Raw genomic sequence first — 24,531 nt, forward strand, 5'->3', positions numbered from 1 at the left:
GTTGTAAATCTTATTCCATCTCTTTTTCGATCAATTGAATAATGATGTGAATGATCTTGATGTGTACTTCTTGGATACGGTCTGCATAACCGAAATGCGGTACGCGGATCTCGATGTCTGCAAGACCGGCCATCTTACCGCCATCTTTACCCGTTAGCGCAATCGTCTTCATGCCTTTTGCTTGGGCTGCTTCAATCGCTTTTAAGATGTTACCTGAGTTACCAGAAGTCGATAGACCGAACAGAACATCACCTTTGCGACCCACTGCTTCTACGTAACGTGAGAAGACAAAGTCATAGCCAAAGTCGTTACTTACGCAAGAAAGGTGGCTTGGATCTGAAATAGCGATGCCAGCATAACCTGGACGGTTTTCACGGTAGCGACCTGTTAGCTCTTCTGCAAAGTGCATTGAGTCACAGTGCGAACCACCGTTACCACACGACAGCACTTTACCGTCTTGCTTGAAAGAATCAGCAATCATTTTCGCTGCTGCTTCGATTTGCGCGATGTTGTGATCATCACTTAAAAACTTGTTCAGAACTTCAGCAGCTTCGTTTAATTCACTTCTAATCAGATCTTGGTACATAAGACGTTCTCTTTATTATTTCGGCCAAAACAGTGAGGTTGAGCCTCTCGCTTAGCAAATTGTGCTGATGAGGCAATTGCCTTGCACATTTCATTACTCTGAGTTTACCCACAAACGAGAATTAGTGTCGATAGCGAACCACAAGATTTGGATTCTTCACGGTAATAAACTTGCTAACTTGCTTATGAAATCATCACCCAACTCTCAACTTTAGAATTTTAACTCTACTTAGATCACTTTTTGCTCAATGTTGTGTTTTACATTTCTTTAATATTTTGATTACACTTATGAGAACTGGTTAGACCTCTTACCAAAATACAGACGTACAACATAATTAAAGTCTGAGAAGGAAAAAACATATGGACATCTTGCTCTCAATCGTAGCGATGACAGTTGTGTTAGGCATTACGCTTTACCACAGAATGTCACTCGTGAAATCCGTCAGCCTGCTAACAGCTGCCATGCTAGCACTGACTATCGCAGGCTCAGTTGGTTTTATTGGCTGGGTACTTTACGTTCTTGCCGTTGCAGTGTTCGCGGTTTCTAGCATTCGCCAATCCCTCATTAGCCGCAAAGCACTTGCTCTGTTTAAGAAAGTCCTACCTGCTATGTCTCAAACCGAAAAAGAAGCATTAGACGCAGGTACAGTGTGGTGGGAAGCAGAACTATTTAAGGGCAAACCTGAATGGCAAAAACTTCATGCCATCAAAGCTCCTAAATTAAGTAAAGAAGAGCAAGACTTCTTAGACGGTCCTGTAAACGAAGTGTGCGCCATGGTTAGTGACTTTCAGGTAACACACGAACTTGCAAATTTACCACCAGAAGTGTGGCAATACCTTAAGGACAATAAGTTTTTCGCCATGATCATCAAGAAGAAATACGGCGGTCTTGAGTTCTCTGCATACGCTCAATCTTTGGTATTACAAAAACTAACCGGCGTTTCTGGCGTTTTGTCATCTACAGTTGGTGTTCCAAACTCGTTAGGTCCTGGTGAACTACTGCAACACTACGGCACTGAAGAGCAGAAAAACCACTACTTACCCCGTCTTGCTGAAGGTAAAGAAATCCCATGTTTCGCATTAACGAGCCCAGAAGCAGGTTCCGATGCAGGCTCAATCCCAGATTACGGCATTGTATGTAAAGGCGAATGGGAAGGCGAAGAAGTGCTTGGTATGCGCTTAACATGGAACAAGCGCTACATCACTCTTGCTCCTGTCGCAACGGTACTTGGTCTTGCTTTTAAACTGCGTGATCCTGATGGCTTGCTAGGCGACCAAAAAGAGTTGGGCATCACCTGTGCGCTTATTCCAACGGACCTAAAAGGCGTTGAGATCGGCAATCGTCACTTCCCGCTTAATGTACCATTCCAAAACGGTCCAACCCGCGGTAAAGACATTTTCGTTCCGATAGATTTCATTATTGGTGGCGAGAAAATGGCAGGTCAAGGCTGGCGTATGCTGGTTGAATGTCTGTCAGTTGGTCGAGGTATAACACTGCCTTCTAACTCAACAGGTGGCATCAAAACTGCCGCGATGGCGACAGGCGCTTACTCGCGTATTCGTCGTCAGTTCAAACAACCTATCGGTCATATGGAAGGCGTAGAAGAACCATTAGCACGCCTAGGTGGTAATGCTTACGTTATGGATGCGGCAAGCAACTTAACTGTAGCTGGTATTGACCTTGGTGAAAAACCTTCGGTTATCTCGGCTATCGTGAAATATCACTGTACTCACCGTGGGCAGCAAAGCATCATCGACGCGATGGACATCGTAGGTGGTAAAGGTATCTGTATGGGTCCTTCTAACTTCCTAGCGCGTGGTTACCAAGGTGCGCCAATCGCGGTAACGGTAGAAGGTGCAAACATCTTAACTCGTTCAATGATCATCTTTGGTCAAGGTGCGATTCGTTGTCACCCGTATGTTCTTGAAGAGATGAACGCGGCTTACTCTGACGCAGGCGATGCGGTTGAGAAATTCGACAAAGCGCTAGCGGGTCATGTCAGCTTCACGATGAGTAATCTCGTTCGCAGTATCTGGTTTGGTCTAAGTGATGGTCTGGGTTCCTCATCACCAACTAAAGATGCAACTAAGCGTTACTACCAGCAATTGAACCGTTACAGTGCAAACCTTGCTCTGCTATCGGATATCTCAATGGCGGTGCTAGGTGGCTCATTGAAACGTAAAGAGCGTCTGTCTGCACGTCTTGGCGACATTCTAAGTCAGCTGTACCTTGGCTCTGCAACCCTAAAACGCTTTGAGCAAGATGGTCGTCCGGTTGAAGACCTACCGCTAGTACACTGGGGCTTACAAGACAGCTTGAAGCAGACTGAAGCAGCGATTGATGAGTTCCTAGCGAACTTCCCTAATAAAGTGATCGGTCGCGCACTGCGTGTATTGATCATGCCATTTGGTCGTGTACGTAAAGCGCCAAGTGATAAGCTAGACAGCAAAGTAGCTCGTATTCTACAAACACCAAGTGCAACACGCTCACGCATTGGTCGTGGTCAGTACCTAGAACCAACTGAGCACAATGCAGCAGGTAAAATTGAGCTAGCACTGTCTGTGATTCTTCAAGCTGAGCCTGTGTTCGACAAGGTATGTAAAGCGCAAGGCAAACGCCGCCCATTCCTACGTTTGGATATGATCGCTCAAGAAGGTTTAGAGCAAGGTGTAATCACTCAAGAAGAAGCGGATCTGTTGAGAGAAGCAGAGCAGCATCGTCTAGACACCATCAACGTAGACGACTTTGAGCCAGAGCTATTAGCCGCAAAGCCGCTTTACCCTCAGATGGAGCACGTCGCTTAAGCAGGTAATCACTTAAACGAAAAATAGAAAAGCAAAACGGGAGCTAAGGCTCCCGTTTTTTATTGAATCTCTGCTTCGCACAACACGGCGCTCGCAAAGTCCTAGAACGCTGGTAGCAGATTCTTAGTCTCGCTGGAGCTCGCTAGAATGACGGTTTACTTTGAGTTATCAAGTGACTGCACGCACAGTGTTCCTAGGTTTTCGTCATTCTGAACAGTGAGGAACGAACGTGATTCAGAATCTACTTACCAAGAGAGCCTAGCTAGACAGATAAAAGATCCGGTTTGGAAAAACATCCACCAAACACTCTGACTCCGTAATAGATGTAGGAAGCCCTAAAGTTCGACATGCCGTGTTCGAGACATATTTGACGCAGAAGCCTATCCGCTTGCTCTCGACTGCTTTGCGGCAATACTTCCTCCCTCATGAGCTGGTACAACGCGTCATGCACCAAAGACGCCTTGAGGATGTTTTGAGTATCAATCGCTGGGCCACTCGCTCCATCCCATGAGTAACCTTTCTTAATCGTCAGCACCCCTTGCTCGGATAGGCTGAGAAACGGGCTGTCAAAAGGCTGCGCGAGGGCGATACCGGTTTCAATCTGTTCTTCGGAATGAAGGTTATATTTGTACGTCCGACGTTTTTTGTACTTCATAAACACCTCCTAGTCACCAAGCGGCTTGTAAGACACTATACCTAGAGCTTGTCTGCGAGTTTCTTGAGGTAGTTTTTTGCCAACTCATTGTTGTCGCGACTCAGCCATTTTATACAGTCAAACAGCTCCCAAATCAGACCTTGGTCTCCACTTGTATAAACGGGAAAATCTTCGTGCTTTGGGGCTGGCTCATCGGTTACTAACTCATCGATGATATCAGCTTTATCGAATAGAACTTTGAAGGGTCTTGAAAGTTGGAAAGGTTCATTAAGATCCAAGCAATGAATCTCTGCACTGGTCAGATCGTTAAAGATGTACTTTTTAAAGCAAGCATTCTCATTGTGATCGCCTTCAAGACGATAGAAGATCTCTTTGCCTTCCTCAAACAGAGCAAAGCAAGGTGTGACATTTTTATGGAAGTTATTTTTGGTAAACACGATAACATCCGCATCCGATACACGATCCCCTTTTCCTGAAGACAATGAGCCAAGCAATACTGCGGCTACCACCTCTTCTTCGTGCACAAAAGCGTTGCATGCAGATTCCACTAGCGCTCTTTGCAAAGGTAAATGATCTAGATTTAATAATTTGATTGTCACAGCTAAAGTCCTCAATTTAAACGCAGCACACAATGTAAATATCAGTTTTTAAACCAAAGTACACCCAAGTGACTTCAAGATGCAGGATTCAGAGCGTTGTCATTGATTCGGTGCAGCCATTGGTTTAATAAAAAAGCGAGTTCATGACACACTCTCAAAGGACACTCTTTACAAATAGTAAGGGCCTTGGCTTGTATACTTTGTTGCCGATTCTTGATTTAGAGTCAAGATCTTTAAATCGCCGCAGCGTCTACACATCAACTCATTCTCGCTGAACCGAGTATCTGAGGTTACTTGGGTATAAAACTCTAGTAAAACGATTTAACAAAAACGGAGCCAATCGGCTCCGTTCTATAATCTCATTTCTTTGCCCTACTTCTTAGGGACTTCCAATTGCATCTCTGGCATAGCTTGACGTTTAGCTTTTACCTTGCTCCATATGATCCAGAATAGCACCACTAGAATCAGTGCGATGACGTTTCCGATACCTATGATGATCATGCTGCGCTTACGTTCCGCTTCGCGCTCAGCAATGATGCGTTTTTCCATTTCAATACGACGCTGCTCAGCGAGTTCCGCCTCTTTCGCGACACGAGCCGCTTCAAGATCCACCTCTTCAACAACACTAAATGACTGTTCTTTGATTGGGAAGACTAATGAACGCTTAGTCGCTAAGTCAGTTGCAAACACCTCACCGTGCCATGAGTATTTACCTAGCTCTGGATCATTGTCCATTTTGAGCGTGGTTTTCGTGCCATCAGCCGACACTTGACCTTGGCTATAACTGATAAAACCGTCGGGCGCTTCCTGCTCAATGTTCACCGCAATAGAGCCCGGAGTGATCATGCCTTGTTCACCACTGACCACCAGCTGATGCGGTTGGTCTGCATGACGTGATTGAATAAAGGTGCGCGTAATTGGCGATGGATAGACCAACACGATTTGTTCTTGCGCTCTCAGGAAAACCCCGTTACCTGATGTAATGCGTGCGCGGTACTTACCCGGCTCAACATCAATTGGTAGCTGAACCGTAAATACACCATCACCTGCTTTTTCATCCAAACCACGACCATCATCGGCAAACTCACCGATCACCATAGGTACTGGACGCGCTTCTTTGATCAGTTCGTCTTCATTCTCAACAAATTTGGTGAAGGTGACGCGCAGATTGACGCGGTCTAGAAAATCTCTCAATACCAACGGTTGATCGTCTGAGGTTAAACGCGCGGTGAACTTAAGCGCCTCACTGTGGTAAAGGCGATTAGGGAACACATCGGTACTCAGCTTGAGATGTGAAATCAGACGGATGTTGTTTTTAGGAGTGACCTTACCCACAGCCTGCCAAGGACCTGGCATTGGATTATCAATCGATATGATGTCCAGAGAAGGCTCTTGGTACCAACGCACATTGTCGTAGGTACCCCATGCATAATATTTTTTGCCATCAGGACGGACAAGAACAACGGGCTGAGAGCTCTGTTCGCGATAAACCAGAAAGGTAATTTGTTCGATGGTTGGGTCGACACGAAATCGGTTATCTAACAAAGACATGGCGGACTCGCTCGCAGAAAACGCGAAACAACTCCAGAACGCTAAAATAGCGACTGACAAAGCCCTCAACATAGTCTCTCCTATTACTGCCAAATACTGTCGTTCACCAGTTCCAATCTTTTCTGGTGTGCTTCTACTTCATCGGCAGTTGCACGCAAAACCTTTAGCGCTTTTCTTCCTTCAACACGACGAATACCTTCTGCACCGCCGTCACTCTTGTTAGAGTTGAATTCTAGGCTTGTTTGTCCACCAGTCATCAGTAGGTAAACGTCAGCTAGAATCTCCGCATCGAGCAATGCCCCGTGGAGCGTACGGTGTGAGTTATCAATGCCGTAACGTTCACACAAAACGTCGAGGTTGTTTCGTTTGCCTGGGAAGATTTTCTTCGCCATGGCAAGGGTATCAGTCACCTTACAGAAGTCATCCGTTTTACCGATCGTCGGATCGAGCATTTCAAACTCGTAATCCATAAAGCCGGTATCGAAGGGCGCGTTGTGGGCAACCAACTCGGCACCTTTGATGAAATCTAAAAACTCTTGGTGGACATTTGCATAGTCCGGCTTGTCGACAAGAAACTCATCGGTGATACCGTGTACTTCAATTGCATCTGGCTGAATGTCACGGTCCGGTTTTAGGTAAACGTGGAAGTGACGACCAGTTAGCTTACGGTTGATGATTTCCACGGCACCGATCTCGATAATGCGGTGACCCATGTAGTGCGGACCACCTTCGAGGTTCATACCCGTGGTTTCGGTATCGAGTACGACAATACGATTATGTTCAGAATTGCTGCTGGTATTCATAAGGTTATGTGTGTCAGACTATGCTTTATTAAATGTTTCGGCTAATAGTACCAAAAATATGACCAAACACGTTGAGATTTTCACTGATGGATCTTGTTTAGGCAATCCTGGTCCAGGTGGTTACGGCATTGTTCTGCGTTACAAACAAACAGAAAAGACGCTAGCAAAAGGCTACACATTGACGACCAACAACCGTATGGAAATGTTGGCAGCAGTAGTGGCACTTCAAACGTTAAAAGAGCCATGCCAAGTAACGTTAACAACGGATAGCCAGTACGTGCGCCAAGGCATTACGCAATGGATACACAACTGGAAAAAACGTGGCTGGAAGACCGCAGATAAAAAGCCGGTAAAGAACGCCGATCTATGGCAAGCACTCGATAAAGAAACCGCTCGCCACCAAGTAGATTGGCACTGGGTGAAAGGTCATGCGGGTCACCGTGAAAACGAAATCTGTGATGAGCTAGCACGCGCAGCCGCAGAAAACCCAACCGAAGAAGATACAGGGTACCAAGCGTCTTAGTTTTTACCGCTTGAGACCTTTTTCACTGCACTGCCCTCTCTGTTCATCACGCCCAGTGGTGTTAACTTTCTCTTCAAGCGCCAATGCGGCTTGATCGGTTTGAGAGGGTACGTTCGTTTACGAGCAACGATATAGTACAAACTTCCTGCCGGTGATGCCCAATCGCCTAAGCTATTCTCTAGCCACGTCCACATAGTTTTGTAACGCGTCATAGGAAACAGCGCGTAACGGTCACAATGAATCACTTGATAGTTCAATACACCTAACCAGTCTTTGATACGGTTGGCGGTGAACATACGTCCGCTCCATGGTAAGTTGTTTCTGCGCCAAGGCAGCAAACTTGCTACACCAGTTAGACTGATCGGATTAAACCCCGTAATAATAAGATAACCATCATCCATCATGACGCGGTCAACTTCACGTAGCAATCGATGGGGATCACTTGCATAGTCAAGCTGATGAGCCAGCACAACAACATCAAAGCTTTTCTCTAAAAAGGGTAATTCGTAACCATCTGCGATGACATTATGCAACGGGTTCTGGATATCTACGTTGACTTGGTGTTGAATGTTACAACTACAGCTGGTTAGCTCACAGCTCAAGCCACCCAATTTCAACATGTGGTAACCGAACAGCTTCGGACACCACTCATCAAGGCGGGTTTGGATTGACTCAAGTACCCATGGACCATTGTTCATTTCTGACCAAGTCGACGGGTGCTGTAAAGTTTTGTTGCTGAGTGCTGGTTTCATTAACCACCTGACTATTAAAAGGGTGACGGAGAACGAATCGTGTTAGAGATCAAAAGCATACCCGCATTTAATGATAATTACATCTGGCTGATACAAAATAGCGACAAGCGTTGTGCGGTGGTCGATCCGGGCGATGCTAAGCCAGTGTTAGAATATTTGCAGGCTAACGAGTTAACTTTAGAAGCGATCTTAATTACGCACCACCACAACGATCACATTGGTGGCGTTCCAGATTTAGTTCATGCTTTTCCACATGTTTCTGTGGTAGGTCCAAAAGCGGAGCCTATTCCAACTTTAACCAATGCGATGGAAGAAGGCGACAAACTAGAGTTGTTTGGCGAAATCTTTATGGTACTTGGCTTACCAGGTCACACTCTGGGTCACATTGGCTATGTCGGTGACGGTAAGCTTTTCTGCGGCGATGTATTGTTCTCAGCTGGTTGCGGTCGCATTTTTGAAGGCACACCAGAGCAGATGTTCGAATCCCTAAGTAAGCTTTCCAAGCTTCCTGAAGAAACCGAGGTATTCTCCGCTCATGAATACACCGCAAGTAACGTAGCATTTGCCCTTGCCGTTGAGCCGGATAATGAACACTTGCGCCAGTACCGCGACGACGTAAATCGCCTACGTGGGCTGAACATTCCAACTCTCCCGACAACGCTGCGTAAAGAGAAACTCATTAACCCATTCCTTCGTGCGACCAACGCGGAAGTTATTCAATCCGTCGCAAACCGTATTGAAAATAGCGATCCATGCTCGGTTTTTACAGCTCTACGTGAGTGGAAGAACGAATTTTAACCAATTTCTGCTTGTAAACTTGCTCGACGCAAGTATTATCGTGAGCTGATTTTCATAGAAGCGCCTCTGGCGCTTCTATTGCGTTTAGGGGCTGATATAAAGCAGTTTGTATTTCACCCAAACGCATACAGTAGCGGCTATGTGCCCTACTTTTAGTTAGTGTTACAAGATGTCTATTATCTTGCGACTGCCACGCACCTTAGCTGCGCGACAGGCAGGAGAAGATAAACAGGCCCTAAATAGGCTGAATCCATGCGTTTAAAGTACAGTTGGGCGTTGGCGTTATTACTTTCTGGCTGTCAATTGACTCAGTCAGATTCAACAAACACTCCAGCACCAGAAACCAATAAGTCCGAGCAAGCAGTAAAACAAGATGCGGCTCAAACGGACTCCGAGAAAAAGCAATCAATAGCAAAGAAATCTGCTAAAGAGACCCCAAAAGCCCTTTCTCCTCAGGAACAAAAAGATGTATGGCGACGTATCGGCATGCAACTTGAGATGGACATCCCAGACAACAAGAAAATTGCTTACTACCGCACATGGTATTTGAAGCACCCTAGCCACCTGCGCACCGTTTCAGAACGTGCACAGCCGTTTTTGTACATGATTACAAAACGCATCGAAGAACGTGGATTGCCAATGGAGTTGGCGCTTCTGCCTGTGGTAGAGAGCTCGTTTGATGCGTTTGCATACTCGCACGGCAGCGCAGCAGGGCTTTGGCAGTTCGTGCCTGGTACGGGCAAAATGATGGGACTAGAGCAAAACTACTGGTACGACGGTCGTCGCGACGTGTACGCGTCAACTAATGCTGCACTCGATTACCTAGAGCAACAAAGCAAGCGCTTTGATGGTAACTGGGATCATGCTATCGCGGCGTACAACAGTGGTGGTGGTCGTGTATCAAGTGCCATTCGTAAGAACAAAAAGCTTGGTAAGCCAACAGACTTCTTCTCTTTGGATCTTCCAAAGGAGACAAGCAGTTACGTTCCTAAGCTCCTTGCTCTTGCCGACATCGTCGCTAACCAAGATAAGTACGGCATCGAGATCCCACCGATCCCAAACAAACCAGTACTGACACTTGTTGATCCGAAAGAGCAACTCGATCTTGCGATTGCTGCTGATTACGCAGGCATTGGCGTAAAAGAGCTACAAGGTTACAACCCTGCTTACAACCAATGGTCTACCGCCCCAGAAGGACCACATCAACTTCTTATTCCTATTGAGAAAAAGGATCAGTTCCTTGCCCAAGTGAAAAAGAACCGTGGTAAAGGGGTTAAAGTAGCACGCTACAAAGTGAAGTCTGGTGACTCACTCAGCGTGCTCGCTCAAAAGTACGGCACGACTACGAAAGTTATCCAACGTGCTAATGGTTTATCAAACAACAATATCCGCGTTGGTCAGTACCTGATGATCCCAACGTCAACAAAAGACGATTCTAAGTACGCTTTAAGTGCTGAAAATCGCCTCAACAAAATGCAATCTCAAGCTCGTGGTCAATACAAATTGACGCACACCGTCCAATCTGGCGAGAGCTTGTGGTCTATCGCGCGTGAGAACAAGGTCTCTCATAAATCCCTAGCGAAATGGAACGGTATGGGACCAAAAGACACACTGCGCGTCGGTCAAAAACTGGTGATTTGGAAGAACTCAGACAAAGGTGCAGTAATTCGCACTGTGTTCTACAACGTACGCTCAGGCGACACCATCAGTGGTATTGCAAGCAAGTTTAAGGTGAAGAGTAACGACATCGTGAAATGGAATTCTCTTCAAAAGCAGAAGTACCTGAAACCAGGTCAGAAGCTTAAGTTGTATGTTGACGTAACTAAGGTAAGTGTATGAACCCATCGAGTAACCCACTTGTAATGTTGTTGGATATTTTCCGATCTCCAACATCGTGCTTCTTGGCGCTGTATCAGCGTGGAGGCTGGGGGTGGCAACCGTTCATCTTCTTGATGATCAGCCCATTCCTGTTTTGGGGAGCCTATTTCTCGAATGTGGATTTCACTTGGTTGAGTGAACAATTAACCGCTCAGTTCCAACAGATCGATCCTAAACAGATTGAACTGTTGGAGCCGAACACGCTGATGGCAAGTGCCATTATCAATGACGTGTTTAACCGTTTTGCAACGCTACTTCTACTGTCGCTTTGGTTCCTTCTAGCGACAAAAGCGAGCAAACAACAATACGGTTACTGGAAATGGTTTGCCGCTTCAAGCGCAATTCTATTCCCTGCTGTACTGGGTGACATCGCCAGCTACGCGAGCCTACTTTTGAAACACGGTGAAGTGATGACTTACGCTGCAGACCTAAACAGTCTTAACGGCCTGTTGAAACTGCCGTTAACCAACGAATGGTCACATTTTGCAAGCTCACTACCGCTATTGCTGCCTTGGTACATTGTATTAGGTTATGGCGTGGTTCTAACTTGGACTGAGTTTGAACGCGGACAGGCTCTTGTGATTTCGAGCCTGCCTTGGATTGCATTCTACGTGATTTGGGCACTGTACATCGTTGTTACTTAAGTCCTCAAGCGAACTTAACGCTGTCAGCGCTCATCGTTGAGCATAAATGACACCAACAGTGGATTATGATCGGAAGCGTCGCTCTGCGGCGCTTTCGCATTTTTGAGGGTCAGACCACGATAAAAGACATGGTCAAGTGGCAATCCCGTAATGAATTGAGTTCGGTCATCTTGGTTAAACTTAGCCTCTTGAAGATGCGCTTTTTGTAACGCCTTTTTCATCGCAGCGACACGTTCTTCACTCCAGCTATTAAAATCCCCAGCAAACAGAATTGGGCCTTGGTGCTCCTTCAATACCATCTCTAACGCAGACAACTGCGATGTGTATTCTTCTGTGCCCACGGTAAAGTTAATTGCATGAATGTTCACGACCGCCAAAGTTTGACCATTGCTCAGTTGATATTTGCTGTACAGCGCAGATTTCGGCAAACGCAGCCACGGCTCTTTCGATGTATACGCACAAGCTCGGATTGGCGCTTGCTGAGCAATGCTAATCACACCAGCACCGCTGCCCAATGCTTTGAACGCACTGACTTGATTGCTCACCCAATGCCCTTCTACCAACCAATTCTTAAACTCATCCGTTAAGCTCGCTTCTTGTAGAAGCAACAGTTGTTTATTGGCAGAAAACGCATCCAATGCTTGTTGCCAGTTATCACGGTTCTGTTTATAGATATTCCACACCAAGACATTTAATTCACCGTCCTTATCGAGCGCTTGCGGTTTATCAAACTCCATACAACGGATGTTTTGAGTAATATTCGCCCCTGTTTGAGTAATAATTTGCGGCTGTTCTGGCACGGTGAAAATGACCTGAAAGCTCACAAACCCAGCGATAATGAGAAAAACTAACGCAAAAGCAAAACGCTGATACATAAACCTACCTAAACACAAAAATGTCACATATATACCCGAGTGGCTTCAAGATGCAGAATTCAGAACGTTGCCGCTTCTACAAACCAAGTCACTTTCGCTGAACTACGCATCTCGAGGTTACTTGGGTATAAAATGCGAATAATAAAAAAGGAGCCATGCGCGGCTCCCTTTTAGCTTACTCAAATTTTCACCACATAATGAAGTGAAATCTTAATTCTATCTCGACGGAGTTAGATTGCGTCTTCGTCTTCTTCACCTGTACGGATACGTACTACGCGTTCTACGTCGGTCACGAAAATCTTACCATCACCAATCTTGCCCGTTTGCGCTGTTTCGATGATAGTTTCTACGCACTTGTCTGCAACGTCTTCAGTCACAACGATTTCTAGCTTCACTTTAGGCAGAAAATCCACCATGTACTCTGCACCACGGTACAACTCAGTGTGCCCTTTTTGGCGACCAAAGCCTTTCACTTCAGAGACGGTCATCCCTGTAATGCCTACTTCAGCCAATGCTTCTCGAACATCATCCAATTTGAATGGCTTGATAATCGCTTCAATCTTTTTCATGTTCATCCCTTAAGCTTCAATCGTTTGCGCATATTATCGGTTAGCGTCCCACAACATTCAATCCTTGTTATTACCAAGCGACTGAAAATCCTGACGCTGATGGAGTTTATTTGACAAAGAACGCAACAAAATACAAGGTGACTGAGACCATACGTTGTGTTCGTCAATAGTAAAAAGCCAGAGCAAAAACTCTGGCTTAACGTAACTTATTGTTCGTACCTATTTTAAGCTCGCATAGTATGCCGCCAGGTTCGCAATATCCTCGTCAGAGAGCAAGTTCGCTTGTGCTTGCATCACAGGCGCAAGACCGCCGGTACGTTGACCCGCTTTATACGCTTTGATCGAGCTTTCAATGTATTGCTCGTTCTGCCCTTTCAGATTTGGATAACCCGGAATCACCGCGATACCATCCGCGCCATGACAAGCGGCACACACAGCAGCTTTCGCTTGTCCTGCTGCTGCATCTCCAGCAGCCAGTGCTTGCCCACTCAACATGGTTAGCGCCACCATTGCGCCCATGATTGTTTTCTTCATTGCTTCACCTAATCGTTTTTATTTAAGTACCTGTTTTTTATATTCGATATTGTGGCATGAATTACAACGACTTGCGCCAGATAAGTTCACAGTCTTGACCACTGAAAGTCTGATCAACAAACAAGTCTCCAACGGCGACTACCTGATTTTGGTACATCAAAATCGGAATTTGACGACGTAGCCAACTTGGCACATTGTACTCTTGAAACAACTTTTTCAGCTTACGACTGTGATTCCGCGTGGTTGGGTGCGCAGAAAGCCCCTCTGGATTAAACGTCACTCTGAGCAGATCTGGCTGAGACGGTAACGCTATTGTCGCGTTATCTGAGCTTGTGCTTAGCGTCAACTCTCCTAAATGTTCAGGCAGTACCAATCGTGTGTCGAGCTGAATTTCGCTGTGCCATGTTGTGACATCGACACTTTCTTTCACCCAGTAAAGACGATGTTGAAAGCGGCGCACTTCGCCTTGTTTGAGCTTGAGCTTTGGGTTGGCATCTTGTTGCGCCAAAGCGACTTCATTCCAAATTAGATTGAGTTGCACCTGCGTCGGCATGTTGACTGCAAGTTTTGCTAGCCACATTCGGATAAGCCTTGCCCGCGCGAGTTCACTGTGTTCATTGAGTGCTTCAATACTCACGCTGAGATCAGTTTGCAAAACACGCTCAAATGCCGCTCCTAGCAGTTCATCCAACAAGGCTTCTTGTTGCGCGCATAAACTCGCACTGCGCTGAACGGCTTGATGGACACTCGGCCAACGTTCAGATAACTCAGGCACAATTCGATGACGGAGGAAGTTACGGTCGTAACGAATATCTTGGTTACTTTCGTCTTCTACCCAGTCCAGTTTTCGCTCTCTGGCTGCCGCTTCGATTTGCTCTCGCTTAACGGTCAGCAATGGACGAACTAATATGCCACCAGCAAACGGCATGCTTTCAGCCATTGCTGATAACCCCTTTGGTCCACTGCCTCGTTTAAGTGCTAACAAGAAGGTTTCCACTTGGTCATCGGCATGTTGCCCTGTCAGCAATAAGTCACCCATTTGGATATGCTTTTCTAAGGCTTGGTAACGAGCTTCACGTGCCAACAACTCGATACTTTCACCGCTGTTGATGTCTAACTCAACCCGTTCAACCGTGCATGGAATGTTCACATGTTTTGCCCATAGCAAGCATTTGTCTGCCCAATCATCGGCATTCGAACTTAAACCATGATGAACGTATACCGCCTGACACCTGAGTAACTTAGATTCAGTTGAGTTCACTTGCTGATAACGACTGAGTAGCTCAAGTAGCAGACGCGAATCAACCCCGCCGCTAAACGCCAAGACAATCTTTGTATCTGGTTGAAAATAGCGGTCGAGAACTTGAGCAAAATGCGAGTAAAGCGATTCCATAAGCCATCCGATAGAAACAAAAAAGGGTTAGGCATATGCCCAACCCTTTCTATTTTATCTGTTATCTTGCGAGATATCAGCTAGCGCTTAGCAGTAACCGTAGTTCATTAGACGTTGGTAACGACGCTCTAGTAGCGTTTCGTGGTCTAGTTGCTCAAGGTCTTCTAGCTGACGAAGCAAGTTAGCTTTCATGTTTGCAGCCATTTGAGCGTGGTCGCGGTGCGCGCCACCTAGCGGCTCTTCAATGATTTCGTCAATAAGCTCAAGCTCTTTTAGGCGCGGAGCTGTTAGACCCATTGCTTCTGCTGCTTGAGGCGCTTTGTCTGAATCACGCCATAGAATTGAAGCACAACCTTCCGGAGAGATTACTGAATACGTTGAGTACTGAAGCATGTTTACGTAGTCACCAACACCAATAGCAAGTGCACCACCAGAACCGCCTTCACCAACAACGTTACAGATTACTGGTACTTTAAGACCAGACATCACTTTAAGGTTCTTCGCGATAGCTTCTGATTGACCACGCTCTTCAGCACCAACACCTGGGTATGCACCTGCTGTGTCGATGAAAGTGATGATTGGCATGTTGAAACGCTCAGCCATTTCCATCAAACGCAGTGCTTTACGGTAACCTTCAGGCTTTGGCATACCAAAGTTACGTTTTACTTTTTCTTTAGTTTCACGACCTTTTTGGTGACCAATGATCATCACAGGACGACCTTCAAGACGTGCAATACCACCAACGATCGCTTTGTCGTCTGCGAACGCGCGGTCACCCGCAAGCTCATCAAACTCTTCGAATACGTGCTGAATATAGTCTAACGTGTATGGACGTAAAGGGTGACGAGCCAGTTGAGCTGTTTCCCATGCACCTAGGTCGCTGAAGGTTTTCTTCTTAAGCTCTAGGCTCTTCTTCTCAAGCTGTTCGATTTCTTTATCAAGGTCAATTGCAGAATCACCACCGTGACGAGATACGTCACGTAGCGCTTCAATTTTCGCTTCTAGTTCTGCAATTGGCTTTTCAAATTCAAGAAAGTTTAGGCTCATCTATGAATCCTTTTTGACTCAGCGTCTTACGTATTGCGCTGAATTTTTTAGTTAAATTCGAGTTCTACTTGGCTCTTACCAAGTAACTGTTTTAAATCGTCTAGTAATGTATCACTTGGCGTTACTCGCCATTCGGTGCCCAATGTTAACCGCGCTCTGGCGTCGGCACGCTGGTAGTATACATTGACAGGTACGGTTCCGGCTTTGTGCGGTTCTAAAATACGAGTAAATTGCTCAAAGAATTTATCGTTAATCTGTTTAGCATCAATTGATACTGACAAACCACGTGCATATTTCTCACGCGCAGTACCCAGATCCATAACTTCACGCGCCGACATTTTAAGGCCACCGTTGAAGTCATCAAAGCTGACCTGTCCAGAAACAACCAAAATTTTATCTTTTTCGAGAAGTTCTGCATACCTATCAAGCGCATCCGAGAACAACATCACCTCCATTCGACCACTTCGGTCGTCCAGAGTCATGATACCGATTCGTGTACCGCGCTTGGTTGTCATTACACGAGCTGCAATCACCAAACCCGCGACTGTCACGGATTGATCACGACGAGTTGGGGTTGCGTCTTTTAGTCGACAACTAACGTACTTATTTAGTTCCTTTATGTATGCGTTAACTGGGTGCCCGGTCAAATATAAACCGAGCGTCTCACGTTCACCCTCTAACCATACTTTCTCTGGCCATGCTGGCACCTGAGTATATTTGTGTTCCACCTCTTCCGGAGCATCGGTCAATACACCGAACATATCCGTTTGACCAAATGCTTCCGCTTGGTGGTGTTGGCTTGCCGCTTTCACCGCGTCATTAAGCGATGCCATTAGTGCCGCACGGTGTGGACCCAGTCTATCGAGTGCGCCTGCGTAAATCAGCTTTTCGATGACACGTTTGTTGACCTTTTTCAGGTCGATTCGCGCACAAAAATCAAATAGGTCGATGAAGTGACCGCCTTTGTTGCGCGCTTCCAAGATCGCATCGATTGGACCTTCACCCACACCTTTAATCGCGCCGATGCCATAAACAATCGCGCCATTCTCGTCTACGTTAAAGCGGTACAAGCCGGCATTGATGTCAGGCGGAAGCACGGTGAGCTTCATGCGGAAACATTCGTCAACTAAGCCAACCACTTTCTCAGTGTTATCCATATCGGCAGTCATTACCGCTGCCATGAATTCCGCTGGATAGTGCATCTTCAGCCATAGCGTTTGGTACGAAACCAGTGCGTAGGCTGCCGAGTGAGATTTGTTAAAGCCGTAACCCGCGAACTTCTCTACCAAGTCGAAGATCTTCATCGCCAACTCGCCATCGACGCCGTTGGCAATTGCCCCCTCTTCGAAGGTAGCACGCTGTTTCGCCATCTCTTCCGGTTTTTTCTTACCCATCGCACGACGAAGCATGTCCGCACCACCAAGGGTGTAGCCAGACAGTACCTGTGCGATCTGCATTACCTGTTCTTGATACAGGATGATGCCGTAAGTCGGATCCAGAATCTCTTTAAGCGATTCGTGTTGCCACTTTTCATCAGGATAAGAGATCGCCTCACGACCGTGCTTACGGTCGATAAAGTTATCTACCATGCCCGACTGAAGCGGCCCTGGGCGGAACAGTGCCACCAATGCGATGATGTCTTCAAAACAGTCCGGTTGCAGACGTTTAATCAGCTCTTTCATACCGCGCGATTCAAGCTGGAATACCGCAGTGGTTTCTGAGTTTTGCAGCAAACGGAATGACGCCGCATCATCCAGTGGAATCGATTCGATGCGAACAGGATCTTTGCCTTCACGTTCTAGACGCGGGTTAATCAGACCCAACGCCCAGTCGATGATGGTTAAGGTACGCAGACCCAAGAAGTCAAACTTAACCAGACCAGCGGTTTCAACGTCGTTCTTATCGAACTGAGTAACTGGGAAGTGACCTTCCGAGTCAGCATAAATCGGGGCGAAGTCTGTAATTGTGGTTGGTGAGATTACAACACCACCCGCGTGCTTACCGGCGTTACGTGTACAACCTTCTAGGATGCGACACATATCGATCAGTTCTTTAACTTCTTCGTCAGCATCATACAACTCAGGCAGTGCTGGCTCAGCTTTAAACGCTTTCTCCAGAGTCATACCCGGATCAGGCGGTACCAGTTTGGAGATGCGGTCTACAAAACCAAACGGATGCCCCAGTACACGACCTACGTCGCGAATTACCGCTTTTGCCGCCATGGTACCGAAGGTGATGATCTGTGATACCGCATCACGACCGTACATTTCTGCTACGTGATCAATTACTTGGTCACGTTTATCCATACAGAAGTCGACGTCAAAATCGGGCATGGATACACGTTCTGGGTTCAAGAAACGTTCGAATAGAAGGTCATATTCTAACGGATCAAGATCGGTGATTTTTAATGCGTATGCCACCAAAGAACCAGCACCCGAACCACGACCCGGACCTACCGGAATCGCGTTGTCTTTCGACCACTGAATGAACTCCATTACGATCAAGAAGTAACCTGGGAATCCCATTTGGTTGATTACGTCGAGTTCGATTTGTAGACGATCATCGTATTCAGGACGACGTTGCTTGCGCTCTTCCTCATCTGGGAATAGGAACTCTAGACGCTCTTCCAGCCCTTCACGAGACTTCATGACCAAGAAATCAGTCTCTTCCATACCCTCGGTTGGGAAAGCTGGGAGGAAGTATTCGCCAAGACGTACTGTGACGTTACAGCGCTTGGCAATTTCGACACTGTTTTCTAGTGCTTCCGGAATGTCGGCAAACAGCTCGCACATTTCCTCTTCAGTACGCAGGTATTGTTCTGGGCTGTAATTCTTTGGACGGCGCGGATCTTCTAGTGTGTAACCGTCATGGATCGCAACGCGAATTTCATGAGCGTCAAATAAATCTTCGCTGAGAAAGACTACTTCGTTGGTAGCGACTACTGGCAATTGTGTTTCTTCTGCCAATTCGATGGCAAAGTGCAGGTAAGTCTCTTCGTCGGAACGACCAGTACGAACCAGCTCTAAATAGAAACGGTCTGGGAAATATTCTTGGTAGAACGCTACACAGCTTTCCACCACTTTGCGGTTACCCTTAAGTAACGCTTTACCAATTTCACCATTTTTCGCGCCAGATAATACGATCACACCTTCTGACAGCTCGGCTAACCAAGCTTTATCAATCACAGGTTGGTGTTGTACGTGACCACGAAGGTAGGCTTTAGAGATCAATAAGGTCAGGTTTTTGTAACCTTCGTTATCTGCAGCCAATAGGGTCAGTTGCGTCAGTTCCTCACCAAACTCATCCGATTGCATTTTGAAATCTGCGCCGATGATTGGTTTCACACCACTGCCGTGCGCAGTGCCGTAGTACTTCACCAAACCACACAGGTTAGTGAAATCGGTCAACGCCATTGCAGGCATGCCGAGCTCGGCGACTTTCTTAACGAGCGGTGGAACTTTGTTGATACCATCCACCATAGAGAAATCACTGTGGATTCGAAGGTGAATGAACTTAGGATCTGACATTAACAGGTACCGTAAAACTAAATCTTGTTTGGGATTCTAACCTAAAGCGGGCATGGTTTATAACACCGATATGCCCGTTATACCACTTTGGCTTATTCTTCGATGCCGAGCGCTTTCTTTACTGGTTTGAAGCTCTTACGATGCTCACTGATCACACCGTGTTGTTCAATTGCTTCAAAGTGCGCTTTGGTTGGGTAACCTTTGTGCTTAGCAAAACCAAATTGTGGGTATTGCTTGTCTAACTCTTCCATTTCTTGGTCACGAACAACTTTCGCAATGATAGAAGCAGCACTGATTTCAGCAACACGCAAATCACCCTTCACGACGGCTTGCGAGTCCATCGGAAGTTGCGGGCAACGGTTGCCGTCGATAAGAGCTAAGTCTGGCTGCACTTCCAATCCAGCGATCGCACGTTGCATAGCAACCATCGTCGCTTGCAGGATGTTTAGCTCGTCAATTTCTTCTGGAGAGCAGCGCCCTACTGACCAAGCCAACGCTTTCTCTTTGATTTCTGGCAGCAACGCCATGCGTTTTTTCTCGCTCAGTTTTTTAGAATCGTTCAAACCCTCAATTGGGTTATTCGGATCTAAGATCACTGCCGCAGTCACGACATCGCCAACCAAAGGACCGCGTCCTACCTCATCAACACCGGCAACCAATTGATAGCCTTGTGGATATTCAAACGGTGGTAGTTCAACTTTGGTTTTGGTCGCTTTTGGTTTAACAGCCATGATAAATCTCTATTTTTCAATCAGTTTTAGAACCGCATTTGCGGCTTGTTGGTCCGCATCTTTACGGATCCAGTGGTGCATTTCGGTGAACTTATCCAACATTTCTTGGTTGTCACTTTCTAGCAAGCGAGACACTTCGTTGAATAAATTATCCGGTGTGCAATCCTCTTGCAGATATTCTTTGACCAATTCGGTATCAGCCAAAATATTCGGTAGCGATACGTATTTAGTCTTCAGCAAGCGTTTAGCAAGAAATGCCGTCATAGCGTTCACACGGTAACCCACCACCATCGGACGCTTAAGTAACATGCATTCTAAGGCCACGGTACCGGAAGCCAACATCACCGTGTCTGAAGCCGTAATTACGTTACGCGCTGTATCATCCACCAACTTAAAGTCCAATTCTGGAGCGTATTCTTTCCACGCTTGTTCGAATTGCTCACGACGTTTTTGATTTACTAACGCAACGACAAAACCAAGATCTGGGAATTTCTGATGGAGTTTTTTACACGTTTCAATGAAGGGTTGAGAGAGCATTTTCAGCTCACTACCACGACTCCCCGGAAGCACCGCTAGCCATTGCTTATCTTGTTCTAGACCCAATAGCTCGCGAGCAGGCGCTTTGTCTGATTGCAGTGGAATCGCATCTGCAAGAGTATGACCAATGAATTCACAAGGTACATTGAATTTGTCGTAGAACGCTTTTTCAAACGGAAGGAATGCCAGCACTAGATTGGTTGCTGCTTCAATTTTGAAAATACGCTTCTGACGCCAAGCCCAAACTGAAGGGCTCACGTAATGCACGGTTTTTATCCCTGCATTTTTCAAATCCAGTTCAACACGCAAGTTAAAATCTGGTGCATCGATACCAATAAAGACATCTGGCGGGTTATCAGTAAAGTACTTAACAAGCTCAGCTTTGACTTTTAGCAGTCTTGGTAAGCGTCCTAGAACTTCTACTAAGCCCATTACAGCAAGCTCTTCCATATCGAAGAGAGACTCACAACCTTGAGCGATCATCTTTGGACCGCCAATACCAACGAACTCCGCGTCAGGGTATTGTTGTTTCACCGCTTTGATAAAGCCTTCACCTAGCGTGTCGCCAGACAGTTCTCCGGCAATGATGCCGATACGTAATGGTCTTTCCATATCTACTTCGCTATTTTTCCTGTGCGCTATGGATAACGGTTTACACTTTCTCTCACACAAACCGTTATCCATAAAACACAAAAAGACCGCAGCCCTGCTTGGGCGCGATCTTTTCTATTTAACCGCTCACTCGTTGATTAACGAATGATGCCACGTTCCGTCGTTTCCAGAATGTCTGAGAAACGTTTCACTGCTGGCCACTCTTGTGCCATTTCAGCTAGGATTGGTTTTACTTCTTCCAGAGTCTTACCTGAACGGTAGATTTCTTTATACGCTTTCTGTAGTGCACGAATCTCTGGTTTTTCAAAACCATTACGCTTCAAGCCAACCAAGTTCAAACCAAATGGCGTCGCATGGTTACCTTGCGCGAGTACGTAAGCTGGTACGTCTTGAACAACGGCAGAACAGCCGCCAACGTAAGCATAAGCACCAACAGTACAGAACGGATGAATCGCAGAAAGTGCCATAACACCAGCATGATTATCAACCGTTACGTGACCACCAAGGATCGCGTTGTTGCCAATGTGAGTGTGGTTACCTACGATAACATCGTGTGCGATGTGAGCGTTAACACACAGCAGGTTATCATCACCAATCACTGTTGTTGCTTTATCTTGAACCGTACCACGGTGAATTTGAACCGCTTCACGAATCACGTTGCGGTCACCAATAACCACTGTTGTATCTTCGCCACCGTACTTCTTGTCTTGGTTCTCTTCACCAATCACAGCATGTGGGAAAATGCGGTTATCTTTACCAATTTTGGTGTGGCCTTTGATCACTACGTGAGACATCACTTCAGTGCCTTCACCAATCTCCACCGTAGAGGTGATGTAAGTGAAAGGACCAACGGTCACGTTAGCGCCAATTTTCGCGCCTTCTTCTACCACCGCTGCAGGGTGGATTTTAGCGGTTTCATGAATCATATTAAAACTCTCGACGAGCACACTTCAGCTCAGCTGAACATACCACTTCGCCGTCAACTTTTGCTACACCGCTAAATGCAGCAATGCCACGGCGCTCTTTCAGAAATTCTACTTCAATAATCATTTGATCGCCTGGTACTACTGGCTTACGGAACTTAGCACCGTCTACACTTGCGAAGTAGTACAGTTCGTTTTCCGTTGGTGCACCAAATGATTTAAATGCAAGTAGGCCTGTCGCCTGAGCCATCGCTTCCAAGATCAATACGCCTGGGAATACTGGTAGCTGTGGAAAGTGACCTGTAAACTGAGGTTCGTTAACCGACACGTTTTTAATTGCGTGAAGGTACTTCTCTTCTTGGAAGTCAATCACACGGTCGATCAATAAGAATGGGTAGCGATGAGGTAGTAGCTCTTGAATTTCAGAGATGTTCATCGTTTTCTTTTCAGTAGTCAAAGTCGTCTTCCTATATCAATTCTCAACAACCAAGATGGCAAGGCAGCGGCAAATGCCACTTATTCAGGAATTGCCTGCAAAGTGTATACCAGCTTGGTGATAAATCTACTTATAGCGCGTCATTATAGAAGAAAAAGACCCGCATTTCGCGAGTCTTTGTTCAGAATGTGGAACTAAGATTCTTCTTTCTGTTCCAGCTGCTTTTCAACAGCTTTCAGGCGTTTGTTCATCTCGTCAATACGGTGAACTCGAGTCGCCGTTTTACGCCACTCTCGGTTGGTTTGCAGCGGAATGCCTGATGAGTACAGACCTTTCTCTTCGATACTGCGCATCACCATGCCCATACCGGTGATAGCTACGCCATCTGCAATCGTGATGTGACCATTAAGAACCGACGCGCCGCCGATCTGACAGTACTTACCAATTTTCGTACTGCCCGCCACAATAGTACCACCTGGCATCACGGTACCATATCCGATCTGCACGTTATGAGCGATTTGAAGTTGGTTATCAAGAACTACGTTGTCTTCGATGATGGTGTCTTCTAGCGCACCACGGTCAATAGTGGTACATGCACCGATCTCGACACGGTTACCGATACGCACAGAACCCAGTTGAGGGATCTTGATCCATTCGCCTTTGTCATTTGCATAACCGAAACCATCAGAGCCAATGACTGTACCAGATTGAACTAGACAATCATCACCCAACGATACTTCATGATAGATCGTCACATTAGCCCAAAGCTTAGTATTGTTACCTAGCTTTGCGTTTTTACCGATAAAGCAACCAGCGCCAACACTTACGTTGTCGCCTAGTTCTACACCCGTTTCAATCACTGCGTTAGCACCGATTGTCACGTTAGTACCCATCTTTACATCCGCTGCGATCACTGCACTTGGTGCAATCTCATCAGCGGGCTTTGGCGTGGTGTCCATCGCTTGAACAACACGAGCGAAAGCAATGTAAGGGTCAGCAACAACCAGAGCGTTACCCGCGCACTGGTCTTTGTGTTCTGGTTTCACCATTACCACAGTTGCTTGGCACTCAGATAGGTGTTTCGCGTATTTTGGGTTAGACAAGAAGGTCACATCGCCTTCTTGTGCTTTATCCATTGGAGCTACGCGGTTTACAACGAGAGACTCGTCACCAAATAGCTCACCCCCGGTAATTGTTGCCAACTCGGCTAATGTCAATTTCTTCATAACTTCTTATTTTAGAGCTTTAATTACGTCTTCAGAGATGTTGTATTCTGGCTTACCGTACTGAAGCGAAGAGATATCGATAACTAGGTCGTAACCTTTTTTCTCTGCTACTTTCTTCACTGCGTCTTGGATAGTTTTGAATAGTTTTGCTTTCTCTTCAGCTTCGCGACGTGCACTTGCTTTCTCAAGCGCTTGTGCTTTCACTTTGTATTCGCTGTCTAGTTTAGCGATATCAATACGCAGTTTTTCGATCTCTTCTTGACCTAGAAGCTCGCCGTCACGCTGCAGCTTTTCAATCTTTGTCTTAGCTTGCGCTTGGATTGATTTCAGCTCATCAGCTTTGCTCTTAAAGTCTTTCTGCATTTTTTGTAGAACCACTTCACGTTGAGGAAGTGCTTGGAAAACTTGAGCAGTGTTGATGTAGCCAATTTTCTGAGCAGCTTCTGCCGCGTTTGCAAACATTGAAGAGCTAAGTACAAGAAGGCCAATGCCTGCCGCTTTGATCATTTTATTCAAAATATTTTCCTC

Annotated in this window: 23 protein-coding genes; 5 read left to right on the top strand and 18 right to left on the bottom strand. The window is 46.2% G+C overall.

What is annotated here, in order from left to right; genetic code table 11:
- Positions 1 to 10: 10 nt before the first annotated feature.
- Positions 11 to 586, bottom strand: coding sequence for a D-sedoheptulose 7-phosphate isomerase (gene lpcA / locus AACR11_RS10090; RefSeq protein ID WP_005436835.1), 576 nt, complete (start codon positions 584 to 586; stop codon positions 11 to 13).
- Between the two features lie 359 nt (positions 587 to 945).
- Here lpcA and fadE point away from each other — a divergent pair, with 359 nt between their 5' ends.
- Entirely contained in the window at positions 946 to 3,390 is a 2,445-nt protein-coding gene (fadE, locus tag AACR11_RS10095) for an acyl-CoA dehydrogenase FadE (RefSeq protein WP_079324711.1), read from the top strand.
- A gap of 262 nt (positions 3,391 to 3,652) precedes the next feature.
- Here the strand turns inward: fadE and AACR11_RS10100 are convergent, their stop codons facing one another.
- The 4 genes from AACR11_RS10100 to dnaQ form a co-directional block, all read right to left on the bottom strand.
- Positions 3,653 to 4,045, bottom strand: a complete 393-nt coding sequence (locus AACR11_RS10100; RefSeq protein WP_017189238.1) for a DUF1353 domain-containing protein — start codon at positions 4,043 to 4,045, stop codon at positions 3,653 to 3,655.
- A 41-nt stretch (positions 4,046 to 4,086) separates the two neighbouring features.
- Complete coding sequence (locus AACR11_RS10105) at positions 4,087 to 4,593, bottom strand: nucleotidyltransferase domain-containing protein (RefSeq protein ID WP_005446134.1); 507 nt, start codon at positions 4,591 to 4,593, stop codon at positions 4,087 to 4,089.
- 423 nt (positions 4,594 to 5,016) lie between these two features.
- Positions 5,017 to 6,267, bottom strand: coding sequence for a TIGR03503 family protein (locus AACR11_RS10110; protein WP_009698629.1), 1,251 nt, complete (start codon positions 6,265 to 6,267; stop codon positions 5,017 to 5,019).
- A gap of 11 nt (positions 6,268 to 6,278) precedes the next feature.
- Positions 6,279 to 6,998, bottom strand: a complete 720-nt coding sequence (dnaQ, locus tag AACR11_RS10115; RefSeq protein ID WP_029789635.1) for a DNA polymerase III subunit epsilon — start codon at positions 6,996 to 6,998, stop codon at positions 6,279 to 6,281.
- Between the two features lie 58 nt (positions 6,999 to 7,056).
- Between dnaQ and rnhA the strand changes: the two genes are divergently transcribed.
- Entirely contained in the window at positions 7,057 to 7,521 is a 465-nt protein-coding gene (gene rnhA / locus AACR11_RS10120; protein ID WP_005446139.1) for a ribonuclease HI, read from the top strand.
- Here rnhA and AACR11_RS10125 read toward each other — a convergent pair.
- The gene (locus AACR11_RS10125) at positions 7,518 to 8,273 is read right to left on the bottom strand and encodes a class I SAM-dependent methyltransferase (protein ID WP_005446141.1); all 756 of its coding nucleotides are present in this window, start codon (positions 8,271 to 8,273) and stop codon (positions 7,518 to 7,520) included. The genes rnhA and AACR11_RS10125 overlap by 4 nt on opposite strands.
- A 39-nt stretch (positions 8,274 to 8,312) precedes the next feature.
- Between AACR11_RS10125 and gloB the strand changes: the two genes are divergently transcribed.
- The 3 genes from gloB to AACR11_RS10140 all read left to right on the top strand — a co-directional run bounded on the left by gloB (position 8,313) and on the right by AACR11_RS10140 (position 11,593).
- The gene (gloB, locus tag AACR11_RS10130) at positions 8,313 to 9,071 is read left to right on the top strand and encodes a hydroxyacylglutathione hydrolase (RefSeq protein ID WP_009703865.1); all 759 of its coding nucleotides are present in this window, start codon (positions 8,313 to 8,315) and stop codon (positions 9,069 to 9,071) included.
- A 252-nt stretch (positions 9,072 to 9,323) separates the two neighbouring features.
- Positions 9,324 to 10,910 (top strand): lytic transglycosylase, encoded by a 1,587-nt coding sequence (locus tag AACR11_RS10135; protein ID WP_005446145.1) that lies wholly within the window; start codon positions 9,324 to 9,326, stop codon positions 10,908 to 10,910.
- On the top strand, positions 10,907 to 11,593 hold the full coding sequence (locus AACR11_RS10140) for a YIP1 family protein (protein WP_029789634.1): 687 nt from the start codon (positions 10,907 to 10,909) through the stop codon (positions 11,591 to 11,593). The genes AACR11_RS10135 and AACR11_RS10140 overlap by 4 nt, the downstream gene beginning before the upstream one ends.
- A 23-nt stretch (positions 11,594 to 11,616) precedes the next feature.
- On the opposite strand, the gene AACR11_RS10145 is transcribed toward AACR11_RS10140, so the two are convergent.
- The 12 genes from AACR11_RS10145 to AACR11_RS10200 form a co-directional block, all read right to left on the bottom strand.
- Positions 11,617 to 12,468, bottom strand: a complete 852-nt coding sequence (locus AACR11_RS10145; RefSeq protein ID WP_029789633.1) for an endonuclease/exonuclease/phosphatase family protein — start codon at positions 12,466 to 12,468, stop codon at positions 11,617 to 11,619.
- Positions 12,469 to 12,698: 230 nt separating this feature from the next.
- The gene (glnB, locus tag AACR11_RS10150) at positions 12,699 to 13,037 is read right to left on the bottom strand and encodes a nitrogen regulatory protein P-II (protein WP_005436810.1); all 339 of its coding nucleotides are present in this window, start codon (positions 13,035 to 13,037) and stop codon (positions 12,699 to 12,701) included.
- 219 nt (positions 13,038 to 13,256) lie between these two features.
- Positions 13,257 to 13,571 (bottom strand): c-type cytochrome, encoded by a 315-nt coding sequence (locus tag AACR11_RS10155; RefSeq protein ID WP_005446152.1) that lies wholly within the window; start codon positions 13,569 to 13,571, stop codon positions 13,257 to 13,259.
- A gap of 61 nt (positions 13,572 to 13,632) precedes the next feature.
- Complete coding sequence (gene tilS / locus AACR11_RS10160) at positions 13,633 to 14,964, bottom strand: tRNA lysidine(34) synthetase TilS (RefSeq protein WP_029789632.1); 1,332 nt, start codon at positions 14,962 to 14,964, stop codon at positions 13,633 to 13,635.
- A gap of 87 nt (positions 14,965 to 15,051) precedes the next feature.
- Positions 15,052 to 16,011: an acetyl-CoA carboxylase carboxyl transferase subunit alpha gene (accA, locus tag AACR11_RS10165; protein ID WP_029789631.1), complete on the bottom strand. Its 960-nt coding sequence runs from the start codon at positions 16,009 to 16,011 to the stop codon at positions 15,052 to 15,054.
- 47 nt (positions 16,012 to 16,058) lie between these two features.
- The gene (dnaE, locus tag AACR11_RS10170) at positions 16,059 to 19,538 is read right to left on the bottom strand and encodes a DNA polymerase III subunit alpha (protein WP_005446158.1); all 3,480 of its coding nucleotides are present in this window, start codon (positions 19,536 to 19,538) and stop codon (positions 16,059 to 16,061) included.
- Positions 19,539 to 19,630: 92 nt separating this feature from the next.
- On the bottom strand, positions 19,631 to 20,269 hold the full coding sequence (gene rnhB, locus AACR11_RS10175; protein ID WP_005446160.1) for a ribonuclease HII: 639 nt from the start codon (positions 20,267 to 20,269) through the stop codon (positions 19,631 to 19,633).
- Between the two features lie 9 nt (positions 20,270 to 20,278).
- Entirely contained in the window at positions 20,279 to 21,418 is a 1,140-nt protein-coding gene (gene lpxB / locus AACR11_RS10180) for a lipid-A-disaccharide synthase (RefSeq protein WP_029789630.1), read from the bottom strand.
- Between the two features lie 137 nt (positions 21,419 to 21,555).
- Positions 21,556 to 22,344 carry an acyl-ACP--UDP-N-acetylglucosamine O-acyltransferase gene (lpxA, locus tag AACR11_RS10185; RefSeq protein WP_029789629.1) on the bottom strand — a complete coding sequence of 263 codons (789 nt, stop codon included), beginning with the start codon at positions 22,342 to 22,344 and terminating at the stop codon, positions 21,556 to 21,558.
- 1 nt (position 22,345) lies between these two features.
- A complete protein-coding gene (gene fabZ, locus AACR11_RS10190; protein ID WP_005430234.1) occupies positions 22,346 to 22,798 on the bottom strand; it encodes a 3-hydroxyacyl-ACP dehydratase FabZ in 453 nt (150 codons plus the stop codon).
- A 173-nt stretch (positions 22,799 to 22,971) separates the two neighbouring features.
- Positions 22,972 to 24,003 (bottom strand): UDP-3-O-(3-hydroxymyristoyl)glucosamine N-acyltransferase, encoded by a 1,032-nt coding sequence (gene lpxD / locus AACR11_RS10195; RefSeq protein ID WP_005446166.1) that lies wholly within the window; start codon positions 24,001 to 24,003, stop codon positions 22,972 to 22,974.
- A 6-nt stretch (positions 24,004 to 24,009) separates the two neighbouring features.
- Positions 24,010 to 24,519, bottom strand: coding sequence for an OmpH family outer membrane protein (locus tag AACR11_RS10200; protein ID WP_005446168.1), 510 nt, complete (start codon positions 24,517 to 24,519; stop codon positions 24,010 to 24,012).
- Positions 24,520 to 24,531: the final 12 nt, after the last annotated feature.

The sequence above is a fragment of the Vibrio sp. L85 genome (genome assembly GCF_963871815.1).
Classification (GTDB): Bacteria; Pseudomonadota; Gammaproteobacteria; order Enterobacterales; family Vibrionaceae; genus Vibrio; species Vibrio harveyi.

Bases quoted from the DNA above. Each gene is read 5' to 3' on its own strand.
- dnaE (WP_005446158.1), bottom strand. From the start codon at position 19,538: ATGTCAGATCCTAAGTTCATTCACCTTCGAATCCACAGTGATTTCTCT.
- glnB (WP_005436810.1), bottom strand. From the start codon at position 13,037: ATGAAAAAGATTGAAGCGATTATCAAGCCATTCAAATTGGATGATGTT.
- tilS (WP_029789632.1), bottom strand. From the start codon at position 14,964: ATGGAATCGCTTTACTCGCATTTTGCTCAAGTTCTCGACCGCTATTTT.
- rnhB (WP_005446160.1), bottom strand. From the start codon at position 20,269: ATGGCTGTTAAACCAAAAGCGACCAAAACCAAAGTTGAACTACCACCG.
- lpxD (WP_005446166.1), bottom strand. From the start codon at position 24,003: ATGAAGAAATTGACATTAGCCGAGTTGGCAACAATTACCGGGGGTGAG.
- fadE (WP_079324711.1), top strand. From the start codon at position 946: ATGGACATCTTGCTCTCAATCGTAGCGATGACAGTTGTGTTAGGCATT.
- AACR11_RS10110 (WP_009698629.1), bottom strand. From the start codon at position 6,267: ATGTTGAGGGCTTTGTCAGTCGCTATTTTAGCGTTCTGGAGTTGTTTC.
- AACR11_RS10140 (WP_029789634.1), top strand. From the start codon at position 10,907: ATGAACCCATCGAGTAACCCACTTGTAATGTTGTTGGATATTTTCCGA.
- AACR11_RS10145 (WP_029789633.1), bottom strand. From the start codon at position 12,468: ATGTATCAGCGTTTTGCTTTTGCGTTAGTTTTTCTCATTATCGCTGGG.
- accA (WP_029789631.1), bottom strand. From the start codon at position 16,011: ATGAGCCTAAACTTTCTTGAATTTGAAAAGCCAATTGCAGAACTAGAA.
- dnaQ (WP_029789635.1), bottom strand. From the start codon at position 6,998: ATGAATACCAGCAGCAATTCTGAACATAATCGTATTGTCGTACTCGAT.
- AACR11_RS10155 (WP_005446152.1), bottom strand. From the start codon at position 13,571: ATGAAGAAAACAATCATGGGCGCAATGGTGGCGCTAACCATGTTGAGT.
- rnhA (WP_005446139.1), top strand. From the start codon at position 7,057: ATGACCAAACACGTTGAGATTTTCACTGATGGATCTTGTTTAGGCAAT.
- AACR11_RS10125 (WP_005446141.1), bottom strand. From the start codon at position 8,273: ATGAAACCAGCACTCAGCAACAAAACTTTACAGCACCCGTCGACTTGG.
- lpcA (WP_005436835.1), bottom strand. From the start codon at position 586: ATGTACCAAGATCTGATTAGAAGTGAATTAAACGAAGCTGCTGAAGTT.
- lpxA (WP_029789629.1), bottom strand. From the start codon at position 22,344: ATGATTCATGAAACCGCTAAAATCCACCCTGCAGCGGTGGTAGAAGAA.
- AACR11_RS10100 (WP_017189238.1), bottom strand. From the start codon at position 4,045: ATGAAGTACAAAAAACGTCGGACGTACAAATATAACCTTCATTCCGAA.
- lpxB (WP_029789630.1), bottom strand. From the start codon at position 21,418: ATGGAAAGACCATTACGTATCGGCATCATTGCCGGAGAACTGTCTGGC.
- AACR11_RS10135 (WP_005446145.1), top strand. From the start codon at position 9,324: ATGCGTTTAAAGTACAGTTGGGCGTTGGCGTTATTACTTTCTGGCTGT.